The organism is Salinisphaera sp., assembly GCF_035690525.1.
Taxonomy (GTDB): Bacteria; Pseudomonadota; Gammaproteobacteria; order Nevskiales; family Salinisphaeraceae; genus Salinisphaera.
In genome coordinates this window covers 1-5,305 of the sequence record NZ_DASSKM010000117.1, presented here as the reverse complement: position 1 = coordinate 5,305, position 5,305 = coordinate 1, and the positions used below count along the sequence as shown (strand labels likewise).

The following is a 5,305-nucleotide window of genomic DNA, read 5'->3' as shown; positions in this document are numbered from 1 at the left end:
TTCGCGGTTGGCGAATTTGCCGTCCCCGTGCTGCTCCGGTCGGCGGCCGGGGCATGGGTGGCGCAGCCGGCCAGAGCCACGATCAGGGGCAGAGCGACACGGGGAGCCAGTCGGTACGTCATGTAGCAGGGCACGGTCTTGAAGGTGACGCCTAGACTACCTGACCGGCGGCGTTGGCGGAGGCCCAGGCCCATTGGAAATTGTGCCCGCCGAGGTGCCCGGTCACGTCGACCACTTCGCCGATGAAATACAGCCCCGGCACGTCGCGCGCCGCCATCGTCGAGGATGACAGGCCCTCGGTGTCCACCCCGCCGATGGTGACTTCGGCGGTGCGATAGCCTTCGGTGTCCTCGGGTACGAACCGCCAATCGGCCAATCCGGCGCCGAGCGCACCCAGTTCGTCGTCCGATAACGTTTTCAGGCGAGGATCGCCCAGGCGCGCGGCGCCGGCATCGCGGCATAAACAAACCGCGAGGCGCTTCGGTAGCCGCTCGGCCAGCACGCTCGACAAGCGCGCATTCGGGCGCTGCGCACGCCGCTCGCGCAGCCAGCCCCGGGCATCCACACCGGGGAGAAAATCCACGCCGACCGCGTCGCCCGCCCGCCAGTAGGACGACACCTGCAGCATGGCCGGGCCGCTCAAACCGCGATGCGTAAACAGCATGCCGGCATCGAAACTCATCCCGTTGCAGCGCGCCTCGACCTCCAGGCCCAGCCCGGACAGCTCGACGAACGGCGTGCGCTCGCGCGCGGCCAGCGTGAACGGCACCAGCGCGGGGCGCGGCTCGCGCACGCCCAGCCCGTACCGCCGCGCCAGATCGAAGCCGAACCCGGAGGCGCCCATTTTCGGAATCGATAGGCCGCCGGTGGCGATCACAACCGCCTCGCCGCGCCAGACGCCGGCGCCGGTCTCGACCCGGAAACGGTCGCCGGCCTCGCGTTCGACATGCCGGATATCGATTTCGGTATGTACGGCCACGCCCGCACGCTCGCATTCGTCGAGCAGCAAACGCACGATCTGCTTGGACGAACCGTCGCAGAACAATTGGCCGCGCTCTTTTTCGTGATAGGCGATACCGTGGGCCTCGACCAAGCCGATGAAATCGGCCGGGGTGTAGCGCGCCAACGCCGATTTGCAGTAGTGCGGGTTGGCCGACAGGAAATTGTCGGGTTCGCTGTACAGATTGGTGAAATTACAGCGCCCGCCGCCCGACATCAGTATCTTCTTGCCCACGCGGCGCGTCTTTTCCAGCACCTGCACGCGCCGGCCGCGCGCGCCGGCCACCGCGGCGCACATCAGCCCCGCCGCGCCGCCGCCGAGCACGATCACCTCGGTATCGATTGCCTGCGTCATGCGGTCATCCGTCAGCCGGCGGAGATTGTCGCATACAATATTTAAGCATCCGGAACTGATCCGGCATCCGGTTCCGCTTCGGCTGCGTAGCCAGCCGAAAACATTACGCCGGCGGCGCGGTCGCCGGTCTACAGGAGTTCGTCATGGCCCGTCTTCGTTTTCTCGGCCCGTTGTGCGCCCTGATGTCGTTATCGGCCTGCAGCGTCGTGCCGAGCCCCGATTTTCCGCGCGAACACAACGTCGATCTGGACCGCTACATGGGTACCTGGTACGTGATCGCGAATATTCCGCCGGCCAAGACTAAGCACGCGTATAACGCCATCGAGCGCTATACGCGCGGCGAAGGCAACCGGATCGACGTCGAGTTCACCTATCGCGAGGGCGGCTTCGACGGCGAAAAGCATACGATGACGCCGACCGGCAGCGTGATCGACGATACCGGCAACGCGGTCTGGGCGATGCATTTCTATTGGGTGCTGCGCCTGCAGTTCGTGATTTCCTACGTCAGCCCGGATTACGACAGCACGATCGTGGCCCGCGAGGCGCGCGATTACGTCTGGATCATGGCGCGCACGCCGCAAATCAGCGACGAACATTATCAGGCGCTGGTGCAACGGGTGGCGGATCTCGGCTACGACACGGAGAAGCTGCGTAAAGTACCGCAACAACCGTTGGCCGAACGCGACGATCTATGAGCCGACGCGCTTTTTACCATTGGCGCGGCATAGCTTGAGCCGGCGCCGGGCGGATACCCGCGAGATACGCCGGGCGGAATGGCGGCGCCTGATCGCGCTGACCCCCTACCTGCGGGCGCACACGCCGCGGGTGGCGCTGGCGATGGCGTTTCTGGTGGCGGCCAAGGGGGCTTCGGTGCTGTTGCCGATCGCGCTCAAGCATATCGTCGACAGCCTGGATCGTTCCGAACACAGCGCCGCCATCGTGCTGCCGCTGGGCCTGCTGCTGGCCTACGGCGCGCTGCGGTTGGCCTCGACCCTGTTCGGGCAGATCCGCGACTTGGTGTTCGGCCGCGTGACCGAGCGCACGATGCATCAGGTCGCGTTGGCGGTATTCAACCATCTGCATGCGCTCGATCTGAATTTTCATCTGTCGCGGCGCACCGGCGGCCTATCGCGCGATATCGAACGCGGGCTGGGCGGCATCCGTTTCCTGCTGCGCTTCATGCTGTTCAACATCCTGCCGACGGCGTTCGAGATCGGGCTGGTCGCGGCGATCCTGTTCTATTACTACTCGATCTGGTTCACGCTCATCGTGCTCGCGAGCGTGGTGGTCTATGTGGCCGTAACCGCGGCCCTGACCGAATGGCGCACCCGCCATGTACGCGAATCCAATCGCCTGGACGCGGCGGCCAACACCCGGGCCGTGGACAGCCTGCTCAACTACGAAACGGTCAAGTATTTCGGCAACGAGTCGTTCGAGGCCGATCGTTACAACGCCGAACTCTCTCGCTGGGCCGACGCCATGGCCCGGGCCCGCCGCTCGCTAGGCGTGCTCAACATTCTGCAGGCGCTGGTGATCGCGCTGGCCATGACCGCGATGATGATTCTGGCCGGCCGGCGCGTGGTGGCCGGGGCCATGACGCTGGGCGATCTGACCATGATCAACGCCTATATGCTGCAGCTGTTCCTGCCTTTGTCGGCGCTGGGGTTCGTCTACCGCGAACTGAAGAAGGCCATGGCCGATAGCGCGCGGATGTTCGCCCTCACCGATATCGCGCCCGCCGTCACCGACGCCGAACACGCGCGGCCACTGGATTCGCCCCGGCCCGGCATCGTGTTCGACGACGTGCATTTCGGCTATACCGCGGATCGCAAGATTCTGCACGGGGTCGATCTCGTTGCCGCACCCGGCGCCAAGGTGGCGGTGGTCGGCCACAGCGGCGCCGGCAAGTCGACGCTGGCCCGGCTGTTGTTCCGGTTTTACGATGTCGACGCCGGGGCGATTCGTATCGATGGCACCGACATCCGCGATCTGACGCTGGATTCCCTGCGCGCGGCGATCGGCGTGGTGCCGCAGGACACGGTGCTGTTCAACGACACGATCGAATACAACATCGCCTACGGCGCGCCCGAACGCACGGATTCGGCCTCGGTCGAGCGCGCCGCGCGCCTGGCGCACCTCGACGGATTCATTGCCCGCCTGCCCGACGGGCTTCGGACCGTGGTCGGCGAGCGCGGGCTCAAGCTCTCCGGTGGCGAGAAACAGCGCATCGCCATCGCCCGCGCGATGCTCAAGAATCCGGCGATCCTGATCTTCGACGAGGCCACGTCGTCGCTGGACAGCCAGGCTGAACGGGCGATCACCAAAGCGCTGGCCGATCTGGCCACCGATCACACCACGCTGGTCGTCGCTCATCGTCTGTCCACGGTGGTCGATGCCGACCATATCGTGGTGCTCGATGCCGGCCGCGTGGTCGAACAGGGCCGGCATACCGAACTGCTTGCCGCCGGCGGCGTCTATGCGCGCATGTGGCGGCTCCAGCAGTACGATGAAGACAACGATCGTAGTCAAGACGCCGCGATTTCGCCGTAACGGCGCTGACGAATCAGCAGGCTGACCGCCGAGATCAGCGACAATACGGCCACCGCCGAGGCGAACACGACGCCGGCAATGCTCAAGCCGAAGCCGCGCGCGATCAGCCCCAGCCCCACCACCGGGATCGAGATCGCGATATAGGCGACCACGAAAAAGGTCGAGGCCACCTCGGCCCGGCGCGCGGCCGGGCTGGCTGCGGTGATTTCGCCCATTCCGGCGCGGAACGACGCGCCCTGCCCCGCGCCCGCGGTCGCGCCGGCCACGATCATGAGCGCGAGCGAGCCCAATTCGATCGCCGCGATCAGAAAGCCCATGCCGACGATCAGCCCGAGACAGCCGAGCGGCAGCCGCGCGGCACGCGGCAGGCGCGACTGGAACGCCTGGCCGACGATCGAGGCGATGAACGGCACGAACACCACGCTGCCGGTCAGCGCATGATTGCCGTAGCCGAGCACCTTGCCGAGAAACGCGGGCGCGACCGCCGTAAACAGCCCCATCACCGCAAAGCCGGCGAACCCGGCGATGGCCGCCGGGATGAACACGCCGCGCACCTCGGGCGGCACGCCGGGCTTGCGGATCGTCAACCGCGGGCGATCGGGGCGGCGCGCGGTTTCCGGCGCCAGCCAGAGCACGGCCGCCGCAACCGCGATCAGCAGCAGATCGACCACGAAACACAGCAACAGCGGCGCCGGCGCGTATTCGGCGAGAACCCCGGCCACGAACGGTCCGAGCCCGAGTCCGCCCATATTGGCCGCGGTCGCCACCAACGTGGCCTGGTCGCGCCAGCGGCGCGGCGCCATCTCCACCACCGATACCGTCGCCGTGCCGGTGAAGATCCCGGCCGAGAATCCCGACAGCAGCCGGCCGATGAGCAACGGCAAGAGCGCGCCGCCGCATATGAAGGCAGCCGCGCTGGCCGCGGAAAACAGCAGGCCCAGGGCCAACATGGGCCGCCGGCCGATCTGATCGGACCAGCTGCCGGTAATGATCAGCGCGGCGATCACACCTACTGCGTACGCCGCGAAAATCACCGTGATCATGAGCTCGGAGAAACCCAGCTCATGCTGATAAATCGGGTAAAGCGGCGTCGGCAGCGTGGTGCCCATCATATTGATGGCAAAGGTTGCCGCAAGGCCGATGAAAACGGCGGTGGCCGCGGGAGACGACAAAGTCATCGCTAGACGAAAGTCGGGGGTCAAACGACTAGGCTAGCAGGCGGAGCCTGCTAGACGCGCTAATCCGACTCCCCGGCCGCCACCCACTGCGCGATTTGGTCCGGATGCTGGTCGATGAAGTGCCGGATCGCGGCCGGATAACCGTTGTTCCGGGCATCGAACAAGGCGCTCTGCAGTTCGGCCAATGACAGGTGCATCGCCGAAAGCATGGCGGCCACGCGCG

Annotated in this window: 4 protein-coding genes; 2 read left to right on the top strand and 2 right to left on the bottom strand. The window is 66.2% G+C overall.

What is annotated here, in order from left to right; all coding sequences use genetic code 11:
- Nucleotides 1-151: 151 nt before the first annotated feature.
- Nucleotides 152-1,354, bottom strand: coding sequence for an NAD(P)/FAD-dependent oxidoreductase (locus VFJ08_RS08785; protein ID WP_324996822.1), 1,203 nt, complete (start codon nt 1,352-1,354; stop codon nt 152-154).
- 143 nt (nt 1,355-1,497) lie between these two features.
- Between VFJ08_RS08785 and VFJ08_RS08780 the strand changes: the two genes are divergently transcribed.
- Together VFJ08_RS08780 and VFJ08_RS08775 are read left to right on the top strand one after the other, a co-directional pair.
- Nucleotides 1,498-2,049, top strand: a complete 552-nt coding sequence (locus VFJ08_RS08780) for a lipocalin family protein (protein ID WP_324996821.1) — start codon at nt 1,498-1,500, stop codon at nt 2,047-2,049.
- A 34-nt stretch (nt 2,050-2,083) separates the two neighbouring features.
- On the top strand, nt 2,084-3,904 hold the full coding sequence (locus VFJ08_RS08775; RefSeq protein ID WP_324996820.1) for an ABC transporter ATP-binding protein/permease: 1,821 nt from the start codon (nt 2,084-2,086) through the stop codon (nt 3,902-3,904).
- Here VFJ08_RS08775 and VFJ08_RS08770 read toward each other — a convergent pair.
- A complete protein-coding gene (locus tag VFJ08_RS08770; protein WP_324996819.1) occupies nt 3,880-5,082 on the bottom strand; it encodes an MFS transporter in 1,203 nt (400 codons plus the stop codon). The genes VFJ08_RS08775 and VFJ08_RS08770 overlap by 25 nt on opposite strands.
- Between the last annotated feature and the right edge of the window lie 223 nt (nt 5,083-5,305).

Coding starts and splice junctions, on each gene's coding strand:
- VFJ08_RS08780 (WP_324996821.1), top strand. CDS start 1,498: ATGGCCCGTCTTCGTTTTCTCGGCCCGTTGTGCGCCCTGATGTCGTTA.
- VFJ08_RS08770 (WP_324996819.1), bottom strand. CDS start 5,082: ATGACTTTGTCGTCTCCCGCGGCCACCGCCGTTTTCATCGGCCTTGCG.
- VFJ08_RS08785 (WP_324996822.1), bottom strand. CDS start 1,354: ATGACGCAGGCAATCGATACCGAGGTGATCGTGCTCGGCGGCGGCGCG.